This window comes from Frigoribacterium sp. ME-P-080 (assembly GCF_030209595.1).
In the GTDB taxonomy this organism is placed as follows: domain Bacteria; phylum Actinomycetota; class Actinomycetes; order Actinomycetales; family Microbacteriaceae; genus Frigoribacterium.
This window is the reverse complement of sequence record NZ_JARVRR010000002.1, coordinates 509,082-527,022: the sequence shown is the minus strand read 5'-3', so window position 1 is coordinate 527,022 and position 17,941 is coordinate 509,082. Positions and strand designations below refer to the sequence as shown.

At 71.7% G+C, this 17,941-nt stretch carries 17 protein-coding genes and 1 tRNA gene; 7 read left to right on the top strand and 11 right to left on the bottom strand.

Translation table 11 applies throughout. The annotated features are described in order from the left end of the window. Positions 1–102 precede the first annotated feature (102 nt). Positions 103–933, top strand: coding sequence for an aldo/keto reductase (locus QRN23_RS03995; protein WP_285062646.1), 831 nt, complete (start codon positions 103–105; stop codon positions 931–933). A 121-nt stretch (positions 934–1,054) separates the two neighbouring features. Next, complete coding sequence (locus QRN23_RS03990) at positions 1,055–1,588, top strand: ribonuclease H family protein (RefSeq protein ID WP_056048966.1); 534 nt, start codon at positions 1,055–1,057, stop codon at positions 1,586–1,588. A 123-nt stretch (positions 1,589–1,711) separates the two neighbouring features. Here QRN23_RS03990 and QRN23_RS03985 read toward each other — a convergent pair whose 3' ends face one another. Continuing rightward, on the bottom strand, positions 1,712–2,473 hold the full coding sequence (locus QRN23_RS03985; protein ID WP_043596555.1) for an SDR family NAD(P)-dependent oxidoreductase: 762 nt from the start codon (positions 2,471–2,473) through the stop codon (positions 1,712–1,714). A 69-nt stretch (positions 2,474–2,542) separates the two neighbouring features. Then, positions 2,543–5,113 carry a DEAD/DEAH box helicase gene (locus tag QRN23_RS03980; RefSeq protein WP_277959653.1) on the bottom strand — a complete coding sequence of 857 codons (2,571 nt, stop codon included), beginning with the start codon at positions 5,111–5,113 and terminating at the stop codon, positions 2,543–2,545. Positions 5,114–5,610: 497 nt separating this feature from the next. On the opposite strand from QRN23_RS03980, the gene QRN23_RS03975 reads away from it, so the two are divergent. Continuing rightward, positions 5,611–6,108: a flavin reductase family protein gene (locus QRN23_RS03975; protein ID WP_159827263.1), complete on the top strand. Its 498-nt coding sequence runs from the start codon at positions 5,611–5,613 to the stop codon at positions 6,106–6,108. A gap of 21 nt (positions 6,109–6,129) precedes the next feature. Here QRN23_RS03975 and QRN23_RS03970 read toward each other — a convergent pair whose 3' ends face one another. Continuing rightward, positions 6,130–6,312 carry a hypothetical protein gene (locus QRN23_RS03970; protein WP_056048970.1) on the bottom strand — a complete coding sequence of 61 codons (183 nt, stop codon included), beginning with the start codon at positions 6,310–6,312 and terminating at the stop codon, positions 6,130–6,132. A gap of 236 nt (positions 6,313–6,548) precedes the next feature. On the opposite strand from QRN23_RS03970, the gene QRN23_RS03965 reads away from it, so the two are divergent. After that, on the top strand, positions 6,549–7,451 hold the full coding sequence (locus QRN23_RS03965; RefSeq protein WP_285062643.1) for an NAD-dependent epimerase/dehydratase family protein: 903 nt from the start codon (positions 6,549–6,551) through the stop codon (positions 7,449–7,451). A gap of 78 nt (positions 7,452–7,529) precedes the next feature. On the opposite strand, the gene QRN23_RS03960 is transcribed toward QRN23_RS03965, so the two are convergent. Beyond that, positions 7,530–10,058 carry a beta-glucosidase family protein gene (locus QRN23_RS03960; protein WP_285062641.1) on the bottom strand — a complete coding sequence of 843 codons (2,529 nt, stop codon included), beginning with the start codon at positions 10,056–10,058 and terminating at the stop codon, positions 7,530–7,532. Between the two features lie 77 nt (positions 10,059–10,135). On the opposite strand from QRN23_RS03960, the gene QRN23_RS03955 reads away from it, so the two are divergent. Next, a complete protein-coding gene (locus QRN23_RS03955) occupies positions 10,136–10,726 on the top strand; it encodes a TetR/AcrR family transcriptional regulator (protein ID WP_200412952.1) in 591 nt (196 codons plus the stop codon). Between the two features lie 60 nt (positions 10,727–10,786). On the opposite strand, the gene QRN23_RS03950 is transcribed toward QRN23_RS03955, so the two are convergent. The 7 genes from QRN23_RS03950 to galU all read right to left on the bottom strand — a co-directional run bounded on the left by QRN23_RS03950 (position 10,787) and on the right by galU (position 16,848). Beyond that, positions 10,787–12,385: a DUF7059 domain-containing protein gene (locus QRN23_RS03950; protein ID WP_200412951.1), complete on the bottom strand. Its 1,599-nt coding sequence runs from the start codon at positions 12,383–12,385 to the stop codon at positions 10,787–10,789. Between the two features lie 110 nt (positions 12,386–12,495). Then, a complete protein-coding gene (locus QRN23_RS03945; protein ID WP_159827272.1) occupies positions 12,496–13,500 on the bottom strand; it encodes a YybS family protein in 1,005 nt (334 codons plus the stop codon). A 130-nt stretch (positions 13,501–13,630) separates the two neighbouring features. Further along, a complete protein-coding gene (locus tag QRN23_RS03940; RefSeq protein ID WP_056048981.1) occupies positions 13,631–13,834 on the bottom strand; it encodes a hypothetical protein in 204 nt (67 codons plus the stop codon). Positions 13,835–13,960: 126 nt separating this feature from the next. Continuing rightward, a tRNA-Ala gene (locus QRN23_RS03935) sits at positions 13,961–14,036 on the bottom strand. A 67-nt stretch (positions 14,037–14,103) separates the two neighbouring features. Continuing rightward, entirely contained in the window at positions 14,104–15,156 is a 1,053-nt protein-coding gene (locus QRN23_RS03930; protein ID WP_285062637.1) for a hypothetical protein, read from the bottom strand. 113 nt (positions 15,157–15,269) lie between these two features. Then, a complete protein-coding gene (locus tag QRN23_RS03925) occupies positions 15,270–15,917 on the bottom strand; it encodes a GNAT family N-acetyltransferase (protein ID WP_056048986.1) in 648 nt (215 codons plus the stop codon). A gap of 16 nt (positions 15,918–15,933) precedes the next feature. Then, complete coding sequence (galU, locus tag QRN23_RS03920; RefSeq protein ID WP_369794403.1) at positions 15,934–16,848, bottom strand: UTP--glucose-1-phosphate uridylyltransferase GalU; 915 nt, start codon at positions 16,846–16,848, stop codon at positions 15,934–15,936. A 48-nt stretch (positions 16,849–16,896) separates the two neighbouring features. Between galU and QRN23_RS03915 the strand changes: the two genes are divergently transcribed. Together QRN23_RS03915 and QRN23_RS03910 are read left to right on the top strand one after the other, a co-directional pair. Continuing rightward, the gene (locus QRN23_RS03915) at positions 16,897–17,475 is read left to right on the top strand and encodes a 5-formyltetrahydrofolate cyclo-ligase (RefSeq protein ID WP_056048994.1); all 579 of its coding nucleotides are present in this window, start codon (positions 16,897–16,899) and stop codon (positions 17,473–17,475) included. 26 nt (positions 17,476–17,501) lie between these two features. Further along, the gene (locus QRN23_RS03910) at positions 17,502–17,918 is read left to right on the top strand and encodes an FmdB family zinc ribbon protein (protein WP_285062635.1); all 417 of its coding nucleotides are present in this window, start codon (positions 17,502–17,504) and stop codon (positions 17,916–17,918) included. Positions 17,919–17,941: the final 23 nt, after the last annotated feature.

Here is a 17,941-nt window from a genome sequence, read left to right as displayed (position 1 = left end):
CGCCTCCTCGTCCATCGGGCGACGGGCCCGGCACGCACCGTTCACCGGACGGTCGCCCGCCGCGTGCGACACGCGTCGGCCGGTCGCTGGCAGAGTTGGGGCATGCCCTCCATCGACGTGCCCCAGATCACCCTCAACGACGGCCGCACGATCCCCCAGCTCGGCCTCGGCGTCTACAAGGTCGCCGACGACGAGGCCGAGCGGGTCGTCGAGACCGCCCTCGCCGAGGGGTACCGCCACCTCGACACGGCCGAGTTCTACGCCAACGAGCGGGGCGTGGGACGGGCCCTGCAGGCCTCGGGAGTGCCGCGCGACGAGGTGTTCCTCACGACCAAGGTCTGGAACACCGCGCACGGCTACGACGAGACGCTCCGCTCGTTCGACGAGAGCCTGACGAAGCTCGGCACCGACCACGTCGACCTCTACCTCATCCACTGGCCGGCTCCGCGGCAGGACAAGTACGTCGAGACCTACCGCGCGCTCGAGACGATCCGGGCCGAAGGCCGCGCGCTCTCGATCGGCGTGAGCAACTTCCAGATCGCGCACCTCGAGCGCCTGATGGCCGAGACCGACGTCGTGCCGGCCATCAACCAGGTCGAGGCGCACCCGTGGTTGCAGCAACGCGAGCTGCGCGACTTCGACGCCGCCCACGGCATCGTCACCGAGGCGTGGTCACCGCTGGCGCGAGGGCGCATCCTGGACAACGCCGCCCTGGTGCGCATCGGCGCGAAGCACGGGGTCACCCCGGCCCAGGTGACGATCCGCTGGCACCTGCAGCAGGGCCTCGTCGTGATCCCGAAGTCGGTCACTCCGTCGCGCATCCGCGCCAACCTCGACGTCTTCGGCTTCGAGCTCGACGCCGGCGACCTCGCCGCCGTCGCGGGCATCGAGACGGGCGAGCGCACCGGGTCGCACCCCGACCACAACGGCTGACACGGGCGGGCGCCACCCCACCGGGCGATCGCCGACGCCCCCGCAGGAGGCGCGGGTCCGGTCGGTCGCGCCCGGCACGTTACCGTGGACCGGCAACCCGTCGACGCAAGGAGCACCCCGCATGACCATCACCGCCGCAGCAGACGGATCGGCCCTCGGCAACCCCGGTCCCGCCGGATGGGCCTGGTACGTCGACGACGAGCGGTGGGCGGCCGGCGGCTGGCCGCGTGCCACCAACAACCAGGGCGAGCTCACCGCCGTGCTCGAGCTGCTGCGCGCCACGGCCGGAACCGACGACGACCTGCACATCCTGTGCGACAGCCAGTACACGATCAAGGCCTGCACCGAGTGGATGCCCGGCTGGAAGCGCAAGGGATGGCGGAAGGCCGACGGCAAGCCCGTGCTCAACGTCGAGATCCTCAAGGAGCTCGATGCCGCCCTGGCCGGGCGGAAGGTGCGCTTCGAGTGGGTCCGCGGCCACGTCGGCCACGAGATGAACGAGGCGGCCGACGTGCGGGCCCGGGGCGCGGCCACGGCGTTCCAGAACCGCACCGACGTGCCGTCCGGGCCCGGCTGGCCGGGGGCACCGGTCGCCACGACCGACCCGATCGCGGCGCCGGCGACCCCGCCCGCGCCTCCGGCGACGCTCTTCTGACGCGCCCCACCCGCACCGCACCGCACCGCACCGCGAATCAGGCACCGCACCTGATCTAGACGCGGTGCCGTGCACGAGTCGCGGTGCCGCACCGCGCGAGGCAAGCAGCGCAGCGCCGCGCGGCTACATCGAGGGGTGCGTGCTCGACAGCCCGCCGTCGACGACGAACTGGGCGCCGGTCGAGAAGGCCGAGTCGTCGCTCGCGAGGTGCAGGGCGAGCCCGGCGACCTCGTCGGGCTTGGCGAGTCGACCCCGCGGGCTCATCGCGCGGAACGCGTCGAGCACCTGCGGCTGGGCCTCGACCTGACGGCGGAACAGGGCGGTGTCGGTCGGGCCGGGGTGGAGCGAGTTGATGCGGATGTTCCAGCCCTCTTGGGCGGCGTGTGCGGCACTCGACCGGGTGAGCCCGACCAGCGCGTGCTTGCTCGCCGTGTAGGCCGCGTCGTCACCGAAGCCGAGGAAGGACGTCGCCGGAGCCAGGTTGATGATCGACCCGCCCTCGCCGTCGGGGTTCGCGCGCATCTGTTCGATGGCGAAGCGCGTGCCGAGCATGACGCCGGTGACGTTGACCGCGAAGACGCGGTTCCAGCTCTCGAGCTGGGTGACGTCGATCGACTGCCCCGAGACGATGCCGGCGTTGTTGACCAGCACGTCGAGTCGGCCGTAGTGCTCGGCGATGCGGTCCATGACGCGCTTCCAGTCGCCGCCGTTGGCGACGTCGTGCTGCACGAACTCGGCCCCCGTCTCGGCGGCCACGGCCGCCCCGTCGACGATGTCGGTCGCGACGACCCGGGCCCCCTCGTCGGCGAACCGGCGGACGATCGCCTCGCCGATGCCCGAGGCTGCCCCGGTGACGATGGCGACTTTGCCGGACAGACGAGACATGGCGACCTCTTCGTGGTGGAACGCGGGTGGAGCTGGTCGGCTGCCGGGGTGGGGCGCGACCCTACGAGATTACCCCTCGACGGGTGACGGTCGGCTCCGCTCGGAGGCCGGCCCGACGGCCGTGACGGTCACGACGGCCTCGCCTCGCTCGTCGCTCGAGGCGAGGTCGACCACGGCCGAGATGCCGAAGTCGTGGTCGCCCTCGGGGTCGGCGAGGATCTGCCGTACCCGCCACACCGTGGGCAGTTGCTCGACCTGGAGCATCTGTGGGCCCCGGGCCGCGGCGTCCGTGCCGATGGAGTCGTACTCGTCGTAGTACCGGTCGAGGGCCTCGCCCCAGCGGTCGGCGTCCCAGCCCGAGCCCGCGTCGAGGGCCCCGAGGGCGTCCGCGTCGTCGCGGGCGGCGAGTTCGACGCGACGGAACAGCTCGTTGCGCACCATGATCCGGAAGGCCCGCGCGTTGGCGGTGAGGTTGCGGAGCGTCGGGGGCACGATCTCGTCGTGGGCCTCGAGCTCGCTCGGGTTCACCATCTCTTCCCACTCGTCGAGCAGGCTGGAGTCGACCTGCCGGACGAGTTCGCCGAGCCACTCGATGACGTCGACCAGCTCGTCGGTCTTCGCCTCGTCCGGCACCGTCTGCCGCAACGCGCGGAAGGCGTCGGACAGGTAGCGCAGCACGAGCCCCTCGGAGCGGGCCAACCCGTAGAAGGCCACGAAGTCGCCGAAGGTCATGGCGCGCTCGTACAGGTCGCGCACGACCGACTTGGGGCTGAGCGCGAAGTCGCCGATCCAGGGCTGCGAGGCCGCGTACGTCTCGAACAGGGCGGTCAACAACTCGTCGAGCGGCTTGGGCCAGGTGACCTCCTCGAGGAGTTCCATGCGCTGGTCGTACTCGATGCCCTCGGACTTCATCGCGGCCACGGCCTCGCCGCGGGCCTTGAACTGCTGCTGCGACAGGATCGGCCGGGGGTCGTCGAGGGTCGCCTCGACCACGGACACCATGTCGAGGGCGTAGGTGGGCGACTCGACGTCGAGCACCTCGAAGGTCGCCAGGGCGAAGGGCGACAACGGCTGGTTGAGGGCGAAGTTGGCCTGCAGGTCGACGGTCAGGCGGATGGTCGGAGCGCCTCCGTCGGGCGAGGCCTCTTGTACGACGACCTCGGCGGTGCGCAGCGTGCGGTAGATCGAGATGGCCTGCCGGGCCATGGCGTACTGCTTGGCGAGGGGCTCGTGGTTGTCGAAGACCAGCGAGCGCACGTTGGCGAAGACGTCGCCGCCGCGCCCGATGACGTTGAGCAGCATGGCGTGGGTGACCTGCATGTGCGAGGTCAGGGCCTCCGGCTCGGCGGCGATGAGCTTGGTGAAGCTGGGTTCGCCCCAGGACACGAAGCCGTCGGGCGCCTTCTTGCGGACGATCTTGCGCTTCTTCTTCGGGTCGTCGCCCGCCCGCTCGATCTGCTTGAGGTTGTCGATCTCGTGCTCGGGCGCCTGGAGCGTGACCGTGCCCGAGGTGTCGTAGCCCGCGCGACCGGCCCGCCCGGCGATCTGGTGGAACTCTCGCGCGCTGACCTGGCGCATGCGGGTGCCGTCGAACTTGGTCAGCGCCGTCAGCAACACCGTGCGGATCGGCACGTTGATGCCGACGCCGAGCGTGTCCGTGCCGCAGATGACCCGCAGCAGGCCGCGTTGCGCCAGTTGCTCGACGAGGCGACGGTACTTGGGCAGCATGCCCGCGTGGTGCACGCCGATGCCCGAGCGCACCAGGCGGTTGAGGGTCTTGCCGAACCCGGTGCTGAACCGGAAACCGCCGATCAGTTCGGCGATCTCGTCGCGCTGCTCGCGACTGGCGACCTTGATGCTCGACAGCGCCTGCGCCCGCTCGAGCGCCGCGGCCTGGGAGAAGTGCACGACGTAGACGGGCGCCTCGCCGGTCGAGAGCAGTTCTTCGACCGTCTCCTGCACGGGCGTCTGCGCGTAGAAGTAGTGCAATGGGACGGGACGTTCGACACCCGTGACCCGAGCCACGGGCCGACCGGTGCGCCGCGCGAGGTCGTCGGTGATGCGGGTGACGTCACCCAGCGTCGCCGACATCAGCAGGAACTGCGCACGCGGCAGCAGCAACAGCGGCACCTGCCAGGCCCACCCGCGCGACTGGTCGCCGTAGAAGTGGAACTCGTCCATCACGACCTGGTCGACGGCGGCGTCGGCCCCGTGCCGCAGGGCCAGGTTCGCGAGGATCTCGGCCGTGCAGCAGATGATCGGCGCGTCGGAGTTCACCGACGAGTCGCCGGTCACCATGCCGACGTTCTCGGGCCCGAAGAGCTCGACCAACGCGAAGAACTTCTCGCTGACCAGGGCCTTGATCGGTGCCGTGTAGTACGACCGCCCACCCTGGCTCAGGGCGACGAAGTGGGCGCCGGCCGCGACGAGCGACTTGCCCGTGCCGGTCGGCGTGCTGAGGACCACCGACGCGCCTCCGACGAGCTCCATCATCGCTTCGTCCTGGGCCGGGTAGAGGGGCAGCCCCCGCGACTCGGCCCACTCGGCGAAGGCCGTGTACGCCGCGTCGGCGTCGTACGAGTCGGCGCCCGGCGTCGAGGGGAGCAGGGCGGCGAGGGGGGCGACGGGAGCGGGCGACATGATGAGTCAACCCTGCACCATCCACCGGTCCGACGGCGACGACCACGGACGGGTCGTCCGGCCGCGGGAGCGCGTCGACGACCCCGCGGCCGGTCCCCCGCCTCGTGCCCTGAACCTCCACGAGGTGAGGGGGCCTCAAGTAAATCACGAGGAGGCGCGACTCGCGACCCCGAGGACGACCGGTCTGCGACGACCTCCGGGACGAGAAGAGGGCACGCCCCGGTCGACGAGCGAAGCTCGGACCAGGGCGTGCCCACCGGACCCACGACCGAGGACCTCACGAAGTCGGATCAGGAGACCACGCTGCGTTCGTCGGCCGCTTGACGGGAACGGGCGCCCCGGTAACCAGCCGGTGAGCGCACTACACCGTACCTCGGACGATGCCCGAGGTGGTGGGTGACTTCCAGGTGATTGGAACACCTCGTAATCCGGATGAAACACCGGACGGCTAACGTCCCGATGAACCAACTGGTTCACATCTCTCGACGGGAGCCCCGATGACCCGCACCACGTCGCTCGACCCGGTCGAACGCTCGGCGTTCGCCGCCTTCCCGAGCGGGGTCGCCGCGCTCGCCGCCACCGGGGTCGACGGCCCGGACGGCATGGTCGTCTCGAGCTTCACGGTCGGGGCTTCGTTCGACCCGCCGATGGTGACGTTCTCCGCACGTCAGGACTCGGCGACCTGGGCCCGCCTGCGCACGGCGCCGCGCCTCGGCGTCTCGGTGCTCGCCGCCGACCAGGGCCTGCTCTGCCGTCAGCTCTCGTCGCGCACGCGCGCCGCCCGGTTCGCCGACGTCGACCACGTCGTCACCGACGACGGGGCCGTCCTCGTGTCGGGCACCCCGCTGCGGCTCGAGTGCGTGGTGCACCGCGAGGTGCCCGCCGGCGACCACGTCGTGGTCATCCTGCAGGTGCTCGGCGCCCGGGTCGACGACACGGCGGCGCCGCTCGTCTACCACGGCACAGCCTTCCACTCGCTGCAGCCGATCGGCTGACGCGTCGACCGGCCCGACGGCTCAGGCGACGCGTCCCGGGCCGCCGAGGAGCCCGTCGACCTGGTCGACGGCGCCTTCGACGGCGGCCTCGTCGGCCGGGGACTCGCCGTTCAGCTCGACCTCCTCGGGGCTGTCGCCGTGCACGGCCGCCGGGTCGGTGCGCTCGTCGGCGTCGTGGTTCGCGGGGTTCGTGGGCGTGCTCATGAGGGCCTCTCTCGGGGGCCGACGGTCGACCCCGGTCAGGCCGAAGCTACCCGGCACGTCCGACACGGCTCCCAGCGGATGCGGACCCCCACCGCGCCTCCCGGGCGTCGGGACGGAGTCGGCCCGACCACCCGCGTCCGACCACGGAGGCCCGCCGGCTAGTAGAAACGACGGAGGCGCGGAGCCCGATCCGCGCACCCCCAGACCCGCCGGGCGTCCGGCAGAAAGGGCCGACGATGTCGTCTCCCCGCACCCCCACCACCCGCGTCGCCGTCACCGGCGGCAGCGGCAAGCTCGGCCGTGCCGTCGTCCGCGACCTCGCCGAACACGGCTACGAGGTCGTCCTGCTCGACCGCGTCCCCAGCCCCGACCCCGTCGACGGCGTCGTCTTCGTCAAGGTCGACCTGACCGACTACGGCCAGGTCGCCCAGGCGCTCACGAGCGTGGACGACCGGTACGACCACATCGACGCCGTCGTGCACCTCGGCGCCATCCCGGCCCCCGGCCTGGTGCCGAACGCCGCCCTCTTCACGAACAACGTGACGTCGAGCTACAACGTGTTCGCGGCCGCCCGTGCCGCGAAGATCCGCAACGTCGTCTGGGCCTCGAGCGAGACCCTGCTCGGCATCCCGTTCGACATCGATCCGCCGTACCTGCCGCTCGACGAGGAGTACGCCGTGCGCCCCGAGTCGTCGTACTCGCTGGGCAAGGCCGTCGAGGAGGAGATGGCGCGGCACTTCACGCGGTGGGACCGTCAGCTCAAGCTGATCGGCCTGCGCTTCTCGAACGTGATGGACGACGGCGACTACTCGGAGTACCCCTTCGACGAGACCCCCGAGAAGCGCACCTTCAACCTGTTCTCGTACATCGACGCCCGCGACGGCGCCCAGGCCGTGCGCAAGGCGCTCGAGAGCGACCTCGTCGGCTTCGAGGCGTTCATCATCGCGGCGTCCGACACCGTGATGAACACGCCGACGGCCGTGCTCGCCGAGCAGTACTGGCCGCAGGTCGAGAAGCGCCGGGCGGTCGAGGGCGTCGAGCCGCTGCTCAGCAGCGACAAGGCCCGCGACCTGCTCGGCTTCGTGCCCGAGTACTCGTGGCGCGAGTGGGGCGAGCGCACGGGCAACCACCGCGGCTGACGCCCGCTCCGCGCACCGACGACCCGCACCTCCTGATCCGACGGACCAGGAGGCGCGGGTCGCGTCACGCGGCGCGCCTCACCCCTCGAGCACGACCGTCGCCTCGAGCGGCAGCTCGGCGACGGACGACCCGACGTGCACCGTGAAGGCGCCCGGCTCGTGGGCCCAGGACCCGTCGCGCCAGTCGGCGAACGCCCGGGCCGGGACGGTCACCTCGACGCGGCTCGTCCCCCCGGCCGGCACCACGACGGGCGCGAACCCGACGAGCCACCGCACCGGACGGTCGACCACGGAGTCGAGGCGCGAGGCGTAGACCTGGACCACGTGCTTGCCCTCGCGGGCGCCGGTGTTGGTGACGTCGACGGCCACCTGCACCGCGCCTCCTGCGCTCACCGTCGAGGTCACGTCGAGGCCCGAGAGCGACCAGGTCGTGTAGCCGAGGCCGTGCCCGAACGGGTAGGCCGGGGTCGTGCCGGCCTTCAGCCAGGCGCGGTAGCCGACGTGGATGCCCTCGTCGTAGACGACCTCGCCGTCGACAGGGGTGACGTCGATCACGGGCACGTCCGCCTGCGTGGCGGGCCACGTCGTGGGCAGACGGCCGCCGGGCTCGACGGCACCGGTGAGGACGTCGCCGAGCGCGTGGCCGTACTCCTGACCACCGAACCAGGTGAGGAACAGGGCGTCGACCTCGTCACGCCACGGCATCGTCACCGGCGATCCCGCGTTGACGACCACGACGGTCGTCGCCGCGGCCGCCGCCACGCGCGAGACGAGCTCGTCCTGGCGGCCGGGCAGGTCGAGCGAGGTGCGGTCGAAGCCCTCGGACTCGACCTTGCTGTTCGTGCCCACCACGACGATCGTCAGGTCGGCGGCCGCCGCGGCCGCGACGGCCTCGTCGATCAGCCCGGACGGGTCGGCGTCGTCGGGCTCGATGCCGAAGGTGTAGCTCAGGGCTCCGCCGAGTGCGCTCGCCCCGATGGTGTGGTCGATGACGACGTCGATCGGTCGCCCCTCGACGACCGCCACGGCCGCCGACTGCGACGGCGGTGCGAGGAACGCCGCGCCGAGGTCGTCGCCGACGGCCTCGCTCGTGCCGTCGAGCACGACCTCGCCGTCCACGCGGATGACCGAGTGGCCGACCGAGGCCACGCCGAGCAGGATCTCGCCCGTGACCTCCGGCGTGTAGCGGGTCGAGAAGCGCACCGTGTCGCTGCGCTCGATGGGGGCGTCGCCACCGAACCAGACGAGCGCGGTGGCCCGACGGTCCTCCGAGAACAGCTCGTCGTCGCCCGAGCGGAACGACACACGGACGCCGGGTTCGCCCGTCTCGGGATTGGTGATGCGGTCGAGGGGCAGCTCGGCCACGCCCTCTTGCACGACGGCGCCGACCGAGTAGGTCACGGTCGCGTCGGGGAAGGCCTGCTCGATGCCCTCGACGGGCGTGACGACCTTCTCGGGCAGCACCGTGGCGCTGCCGCCGCCCTGGGTCCGCGCGAACCTCGCGTTGTGGCCGACGACGGCGACGGACCGGACGATCGCGGGGTCGACCGGCACCGCGCCTCCCCGGTCGTGGGCCAGGACGGTGCCGGCGGCCGCGGCCTCGCGGACGAAGGCGATGCCGTCCTCGACCGTGGTCGGCGTCGCGGCGATCGGCTCGAAGCCGTCGAGGGCTCCGACGCGGGCGGCGAGCTGCAACAGGCGCAGCACCTTGCGGTCGATCGAGGCCTCCGGCACCTCTCCCGCCCGCACGGCGGCGACGAGGGCGTCGCCCCAGGGACCGTCCGGGCCGGGCATCACGAGGTCTTGCGAGTGCTTCGCGCTCTCGACGCTCCGCACGCCGGTCCAGTCGCTGACCACGACGCCGTCGAAGCCCCACTCGCTGTTCAGCGGCGTCTCGAGCAGCTCGTTCTCGGTCGCGGTCACGCCGTTGATCGAGTTGTACGACGACATGACCAGCCAGGCGTGCGCCTCGGTGACGGCCTTCTCGAACGCCAGCAGGTAGAGCTCGCGCAGGGCCCGGTCGCTCACCACGGTGCTCGCGGTGAAGCGGTCCGTCTCGTAGTCGTTGGCGACGTAGTGCTTGGGGGTCGCGCCGACGCCGTTGTCCTGCACGCCGTGGACGTACGCGGCAGCGAGCTCGGCGGTGAGCACCGGGTCCTCGCTGAACGCCTCGAAGTGCCGACCGCCGAGGGGTGACCGGTGCAGGTTGATGGTCGGGCCGAGCACGACGTCGACGCCCTTGCGGCGGGCCTCGACGGCGGCCGCGGCACCGTAACGACGGGCCAGGTCGGGGTCCCAGGACGACGACAACGAGGAGGCGCTGGGCAGGTTCAGGGACGGCGAGCGTTCGTCCCACACTTCGCCGCGCACCCCGCTGGGGCCGTCGCTGACCAGGATGCGCCGCAGGCCGATCTTCTCGTTCGGGTGGGTCGTCCAGAAGTCGCGGCCGGTGAGCAGCTGCACCTTCTCGTCGAGCGAGAGTCGCCCGAGCAACTCGGTCAGTCGGGCCTGGTCGTCCCGGGCCTGGTCGTCCCGGGCCTGGTCGTCCCGGGCCTGGTCGTCTCGGAACTGGTCGTCGGCCGCGTCGCCGTCGTGATGGAGGGTCATGACGTGACGCTACCAGCGAAAACCGAGTGACGGTGGGTTTCGGGCCCGACCGCCGACGGTCGCGCTAGCCTGACCGCATGGCACAACGGGGTTCGTACGCGAAGGGTGTGGCCAAGCGCACGGAGATCCTCGACACGGCGCTCGAGGTGGTCTCCCGCAACGGCTTCCGCGGCACGTCGGTCCGGGAACTCGCCGACTCGGTCGGCCTCAGCCAGGCCGGGCTGCTGCACTACTTCGACAGCAAGGACGAGCTGTTCACGGCCATCCTGCGTCGACGCGACGAGGTCGACCTCGCCCTCGCCGACCCGCAGGCGGACATCGTCGAGCAGTTGATCACCGTCATCCGGCACAACGCCGACGTGCCCGGGCTGGTCCAGCTGTTCGCGAGCATGTCGACGGCCGCGACGAGCGACCCGAGCCATGCCGCCCACGCGTACTTCGTCGAGCGCTACGCGTCGATCCGCGCCCAGGTCGCCGAGGCGATCACCGCCCGACAGCGACGGGGCGAGGTGCCGGCGAGCGTCGACCCCACCCGCCTCGCGACCGTCCTGCTCGCGGTCAGCGACGGCATGCAGATCCAGTGGATGCTCGACCCCGCCACCGACATGGCCGAGCACGTCGAGCTCGTCTGGCGCCTCGCGCTGGCGACGGTGACGACCCCCGCCTGACCCCGTCCGGCCGGCGCCCGGCACGTCTTCCGAGCCCGGGACGGGACACGCCCGTCCGGCTCAGGCCCGCAGCATGCCCGTCGTCACCAGTTCGCGGACCTGGGGCAGCACTTCCGCCCGCAGAGCGGCCTCGTCGGCCCCGAGCAGCTGGGCCAGGGCACCGACGATCGCCCCGACGCTGAGCTCGCCGTCGCAGGCACCGACCAGGGCCGACAGGGCCGTGCCCGAGTCGACCGTGCGGGCGAAGCCGCCGCCCTGCCGCAACGAGATGACCGTGGGGTCGTCGTTGCCCGGCCAGTAGTGGCGCTCCTCGGTGACGTCGCCCGCGACGACCAGCCGACGCGCGGCCAGCTGCTCGTCGTCGAGGTCGCGCAGCAGGTCGATCGCGTCGAGCGTGCCGAGCAGGTGGGCACCGAGTCCCACGTCGTTCTGGCCGAGACCGCCGAGGAGGCGCTCCGTGCGCACCACGGGCAGGCTCGCGTCGCCTGCGGGCCGACGCACCGTCAGGTAGCCGAACCCGACCTCGACGACCCCCCGGGCCTCGAAGTCGCCGAGCCACGCCTCGTACAGACGCTCGAAGTCCGCGGAACCGGGTCGGGTGCCGCCGTCGCGGATCCAGGTCTCGGAGTACGCGGTCGGGTCCTGCACCTCGCGCTCGACGACCCAGACGTCGACGGGCACGCCACCCCGGGCCGCCCAGTCGGCGACCGAGTACGCGCCCTTCTTGCCGGCGACCGCACCCGCGCCTCCGGACTCCCAGTTGCCCAGCAGCTGTGCGATGCCGCCCGGCGCGAGGTGTCGCCCGAGGCCCTCGACGACCGAGGCGACGAGGTCGTCGCCGACCATGCCGCCGTCGCGGTACTCGTACTCGGGCACGCCCTCGGCTCGCGGCGTGATGACGAAGGGCGGATTCGAGACGATGTGGTCGAAGGTCTCGCCGGCGACGGGCTCGAACAGGCTGCCCAGCCTCAGCTCGATGCCGTCGACCAGGTTGAGCGCGGCGTTGAACGCCGCGTAGTCGAGGGCCCGCTGCGAGATGTCGGTGGCCACGACGTGCCGCGCGTGCCGGGCCGCGTGCAGCGCCTGGATGCCGCAGCCGGTGCCGAGGTCGAGCGCCCGGTCGACCTGGCGCGAGATCATCAGGCCGGCGAGCGTCGCCGAGGCTCCCCCGACGCCGAGCACGTGGTCCTCTCGCAGCGCCCCCTCGACGACGAGCTCGCCGAGGTCGGAGGCGATCCACCAGCTCGCCTCGCCCGAGGCGTCGACGAAGGCGTACGGACGGAGGTCGACGAGCGCACGGACCGAGTCGCCCTCCCTCGCGACGAGCCCGAGGGCGACCGCGCCCTCGGCGCCCAGGGTCGGCAGGGCACCGGCCACCGCCTCGACGGCCTGCGGGTAGCCGAGCACGAAGAGCGACGCGAGGGTGGCGGCCGGACGCACGGACTCGTCGCGAGCCGCGCTGCGGGCGAGGGCACGACGGGCCGCGACCCGCTCGCCGCGGAAGAGTGCGGCCCCGGCGTGCGAGCCCCACGCGTCGGCACCCTGCAGCCGCTCGACCGTGAACCCGGACGACGCCAGGTCGGCCCTCAGCCGCGCGAGCAGCTCGGGATCGGTCGAGAGGTGGGGCGTCGGGGCATCGGTCGGGGTCGTCGGAGGCACCCGACCATCATGGTGCAGGAGGCGCGACACCGGTCGCCCCGGACGCCACGGAGCCCCCGTCGCGGACGACGGGGGCTCCGCCCGACACGGGCCGGTGGACGCGGAACGCGTCAGCTGGTGAACACCACGTCGTCGTAGTCGAACGACGGGGACATCTGGAACACGATCTGGTCGGCGTCGGCCACCGAGAACACGATTCGGTACGAGATGGACTGGCCGGCCGGGACGACCGTCGTGGGCGAGCTCTCGATGTCGGAGTCGTAGACCTTGCTGGCCTCGACGCCGCCCGAGGTGGCCGTCTCGTAGGGCATCGGGTCGAAGTTGGCGTCGGTGCCGTTCTCGATCGTCACGGTGAAGACCACGGAGGCCGCCTGGTCGGCGCCGCTCGAGTACTCGCCGGGCGTGTACGCCTCGGGGGCCGAGACGGTCAGGGCGATGCCGTCGTCGTAGGTGAAGGTGTCGCCGAAGGCGTTGTTCTCGGCCGAGGCGTCGCCGTCGGCCGTCCCGGTGTCACCCGAGTCGATCGAGCCGCTCGTGGGCAGGGACTCGTTGATGGCCTGGACGGAGGCGAGCCCGACGATGACACCGAAGATCACGACGGCGATGCCGATCAGGACGCCCAGCCCCGACACGATCGTGCCGATCAGGGCGAGCATGCGCGCACCCTTCTTCTTCACGAGCGCGATGATGCCGAGCACGAGGCCGACGATCGCAGGGATCACGCCGAACCCGACGAACGACAGCAGCAGTCCGACGCCGCCGACGACGATCGAGGCGATGCCCAGGCCGTTGCCGCCCTGCGGCGACTGCGGGGCCTGACCGTAGGCGGGAGCGCCGGTCGGGGCGCCACCGTAGGGCTGCTGCTGGCCGCCGTACGGCTGCTGCGGCTGTCCGCCGTAGGGCTGCTGCGAGCGGTCGCCCTGCGGCTGCCCGCCGTAGGGCTGCTGCGGGGCTCCGTAGGCGGGCTGGGGAGCACTCGGCGGGGGCGTCGTGCCGTAGGCCGGCTGCGGGGGCTGGGGTGCCGACGGCGGAGGCGTCTGGTCGCCGCGTCCGTTCTCGTCGCGAGGGTCACGGGGCTCGTCGGACGAGCCGTAGGGCGGCTGCGGAGTGCTCATCAGGCAAGCATGTCGTGATCTCGACGTCCCCGAGGGTCGAACAGGCTGCGCGACCGGTTTTCGTTACCGATCTGTCGTAATTGATTCACCCTCCGCAACCTCTCGGCGGTCATGCGCCGAATCGGGGTGGTCAGGCCGGCAGCACCGAGATCTCGAACTCGCCGTACATGTGGGCGGCGTCGCGCAGGTGGCGCAGCGCCTCCTCGGCCTCGGATCGCGAGTGGTACGGCCCCCGGGCCGGCGCGCCGGGCAGGGCGCGGGCGTACGAGTACTGCAGGTACCAGACCGGGTGGTCGTGTTCGTCGTGCTGCACGATGCTGACTGCGAGTGACATGCCCGGATGCTACGACCGCCCTCGGCCCGCCGCACCCGCTCACAGCGGATCCATCAGGTCACCCGGGCCGACGACGGCGGCGCCGGCATGAGGAAGGCCCGGGTCGTGATCGACCCGGGCCTGATGTGGTGGAGCTAAGGGGATTCGAACCCCTGACCTTCTCATTGCGAACGAGACGCGCTACCAACTGCGCCATAGCCCCAGAAACTGCTCTGCCACGATAGCACCTCGTCGACACCCGCATGAACCCGGGCCGGACGCTCCGCGGGTCAGACGGCGCGGCGACGCTGCAGGGCCTCGTCGAGTGAGAAGTCCGACTGCGGCAGGTCGTCGATGATGCCCATGCGGGCGAAGCGACTCGGGGGGCGAGGGGGCGCGACCGGCTCGACCCGCGCCTCCTCGGCGGGGACGGCGGGAGCCGCGACGGGTGCAGGAGGCACAGCGCGGGCCACCGACGCCCGTCGCGTCGACTGCAGCGCGGCCTCTGCCCGCGCGGCCTCGCGCAGGGCGTCGTGTTGGGCCGACCGGAGGGACTCGACCGAGCGACGGGAGTCCCGCTGCAGCTCGGCCGCCGCGTCGTCGGCCGACGCGGCGTCCACCGAGGCGTCGGGGACGGGGCGCTGGCGGCCGCGCCGCAGGTAGAGGGGCTTCGGGACGGGCACGGGCGTCCAGAGGCGCGACTCGGCCGAGGCCTGCTCGTCGCGGATGACGACGCCGTCGCCCATGACGCCGGAGAAGTCCTTGAGCGGCTGCGCGACGGGGGCGACGACCGCCCGGCGGGCGCGCGCCCGCGACACGGCGGCGAGCTGGGTCAGCATCGCGACCGCGCCGGCGCCGAAGAGGAGGCCGGCGACGACGAGCACCCACGACGACGTCAGGCCCGCGGCGACGCCGCCGACGACGGCGACGACGCTGACGGCGAGCACCACGGTCGAGACCAGGCGCGAGCGTCGGAGCCGACGGGCGGCGAGGGCCGGGTCGCGGTCGGCGGCACGCAACACGGGGGCGGCCGCGGCGAGCTCGCGGGTGACGGCACGCTGCCGCGCCGCCTCGTGCGCACGCCTCAGGGCCTCGCGCCGCGCCTCCTCGTGTCGCAGGATCTTCTGCGCGTCGGCGACCGAGCGGGCGTTCGCCTCGATGCGCACCTCGTCGGGGACCTCGGCCGTCTGGGCGAGGATGCGAAGGGTCTGCTGCAGCCGCACGGCGTTGCGTTCGGTCGCGAGGTACTCGCGTCGGCGCTGCCAGGTGGGCACGAGGTAGACGAGCCAGAGCGCGGCGACGAGAGCGAGGACGACGCCTCCACCCCACGACTCGATGTTCATGGTGACCAAGGTATGAGCGGGCGGGCCCCGGAGGCCGCTGATCGACAGGTGTGTCCGCGTGTCGCGGCACGGATGTGCCTCGCGACCCGACGGGCGACCCCGCGGCGGAGTCGCTAGAGCGGCAGCGCGCGCCCCGCCTCGGCCAGGGCGTCGGCGGGCACGCTGCCCTGCCCGACCGGCACGGTGCCCGTTGTCCAGCGACGGAGGACGCCCTCGGGGACCTCTTCGGCGACCAGCGCGAAGCAGAAGTGGTCGCGCCACGAACCGTTGATGTGGATGTACCGCCGCCGCAGACCCTCGTAGCGGAAGCCCAGCTTCTCGACGACGCGCAGGCTGGGGGCGTTCTCGGGCCGGATGCAGATCTCCATGCGGTGGAGCCCAAGCGCCCGGAAGCAGTGGTCGGTCGCGAGTGCCACCGCGATCGGCGTCGCGTTGTGGCCCGCCGCCGCCTGGGTCACCCAGTAGCCGATGGTGGCCGAGCCGAGCGAGCCGTAGGCGATGCCCGAGACGTTCAGCTGGCCGACGAACCGGCCGTCGAGCTCGATCGCGAACGGCAGACCGAGCCCGGCCCGGGCGTTCGTCTGCAACGAACGGATGCTGCCGCGCACGTCGTGGCTGGTGAAGCCATTCGGGTTGGTGGCCTCCCACTGTCGCAGCCACGACCGGTTCTCCATCAGGGCCTGGTCGAGGTCGCGGGTGTCACGGAGACGGAGGGGGCGGATGGTCACCGCCCCCTCCGTCAGCGTGGGGATGTTCGTCACGGAACGAGTCGCCTGCTTACTTCTCGAGCCCGGCGGTGAACTCTTGCAGCCACGGGCGCAGCTCGCCGCCGATGTCCTCGCGGTCGGACGCGAGCTGGACGATGGCCTTGATGTAGTCGAGCTTGTCGCCGGTGTCGTACCGACGGCCACGGAAGACGACGCCGTACACGCCGCCGGTCCACTCTTCGGCACCGGCCATCTTCATGAGGGCGTCGGTCAGCTGGATCTCGCCGCCCTTGCCCGGCTCCTGCTTCTCGAGGACGTCGAAGACCTCGGGGCGGATGACGTAGCGGCCGATGATGGCCAGGTTCGAGGGCGACTCGCCCTGGGCCGGCTTCTCGACGAGGCCGGTGACCTTGACGACGTCGTCCTCGTCGGTCTTCTCGACCGTGGCGATGCCGTAGAGGTGGGTCTGCGAGGGGTCGACCTCGAGGAGGGCGATGACGGTGGCGTTCTTCTGCCCCTGCACCTCGACCATGCGCGTCAGCAGCGGGTCGCGTGCGTCGATGATGTCGTCACCGAGCAGCACGGCGAACGGCTCGCGACCGACGTGCATCTTGGCGCGGAGCACCGCGTGCCCGAGGCCGAGCGGGTCGCCCTGGCGCACGTAGTGCATGTCGGCGAGGTCGGTCGACTGGTTGACCTTGGCGAGCTTGTCGTGGTCACCCTTCTTCTTCAGCGTCTCCTCGAGCTCGCTGACGTGGTCGAAGTGGTTCTCGAGCGCGTTCTTGTTGCGTCCCGTGATCATCAGCACGTCGGTGAGGCCGGCGTTGACGGCCTCCTCGACGACGTACTGGATCGCCGGCTTGTCGACGACCGGCAGCATCTCCTTCGGCATTGCTTTCGTGGCGGGCAGGAATCGTGTCCCCAGGCCCGCGGCGGGAATGACTGCTTTAGAAATCGTGAAGCCCATGCGGGTCAGCGTATCCATCCCCGACGTTTCGCGGAGGTTAATAGTCGGACGGTTAAGCTCGTCGTCATGACTGACGACGTCGGCAACGCCAAACGCGCCCTGCGAGCCGAGATCCGCCAGAAGCGTCGCACCCTGGGTGCGCACGAGAGGGACCAGGCCACCGAGGGCATCACGCGGCACCTCACCGACCTCGCGACGGGCCTGTCGGTGCGCTCGATCGCGGCCTACCTGTCGACGGACGTCGAGCCGAACACGCGTCCGTTCCTGAACTGGGCCTTCGCGAACGACGTCCGCGTGCTGTTCCCGATCACGCGGGCCGACGGCCTGCTCGACTGGGCGGTGGGTGACGGCGAGAGCGAGACCCGGGGCCTCTTCGACCTGCCCGAGCCCGTCGGCGAGGTGCTCAGCCCGATGGCGGTCAACGACGTCGACCTGATCGTCGTGCCCGCGGCGTCCATCGACCACGGCGGCATGCGCATGGGCTGGGGCCGGGGCTACTTCGACAAGACCCTCGGCTCGATGGAGCGTCGTCCGCCCGTCTATGCTGTGGTGTTCGACCCCGAGTACGTCGAGTCGGTGCCCCGAGAGCGGCACGACCAACCCGTCGACGGCGTCGTCACCCCCTCCGGCATCCACGAGTTCTAGACTCGCCTTCCCTCAGGAGCGCCTCCGTGCCCACCTACTCGTACCGCTGCACCGAGTGCGACAACGCCTTCGACATCGTCCAGTCGTTCACCGACGACACCCTGACGGTCTGCCCGGTCTGCCAGGGCAAGCTCCGCAAGGTGTTCAGCCCCGTCGGCGTGACCTTCAACGGGTCGGGCTTCTACCGCACCGACTCGCGTTCGAAGAGCACGTCGGGCTCGGGCTCGTCGGGCGGCTCCGGCGAGAAGGGATCGTCGTCCGGCTCGTCCGACAAGAGCTCAGGAGGCGCGAGCGGCTCGTCCTCGTCGGGCGCCTCGGGCAGCGGGTCGGGTTCGTCCTCGTCCGGCAGCGGCTCGTCGGGCTCCGGCTCGTCCGGCTCCGGCTCGTCGGGCTCGAGCTCGTCCGGTTCGAGCTCGTCGGGCGGCTCGTCCAGCTCGTCCTGACCGGCCGCGGCGACCGGCGGGGC